This window comes from Massilia genomosp. 1, assembly GCF_011682185.1.
Lineage (GTDB): Bacteria > Pseudomonadota > Gammaproteobacteria > Burkholderiales > Burkholderiaceae_D > Telluria_A > Telluria_A rubra.
Genome location: NZ_WHJF01000623.1, coordinates 1 through 252 on the forward strand (window position 1 = coordinate 1; position 252 = coordinate 252).

At 57.9% G+C, this 252-nt stretch carries 1 pseudogene; it reads left to right on the forward strand.

The features are described from left to right. Nucleotides 1-126, forward strand: a pseudogene (locus tag F1735_RS35085) (IS1595 family transposase); the annotation flags it as partial. Between the last annotated feature and the right edge of the window lie 126 nt (nt 127-252).

Here is a 252-nt window from a genome sequence, read left to right on the forward strand (position 1 = left end):
ACGTTCCAGTGCCAGGCTTGCCGGTACCAGACGACCCTCACGAGCGGGACCATTTTCCACTCGAGTAAATTGCCTCTCACGAAATGGTTCCAAGCGATGTACTTCCTCACGCAAGCGAAGAACAATGGCCCAATGCCGTTTTGAGTGGAAGTTGACTTCGGCTACCATATCGGCTACCGCTGTGAATGTCTGCGCCTTGCGGCGCTTGTCGATGTCCGGTCCGGAGCAGGGTCAAGGGCGGGCGGCGCGAAG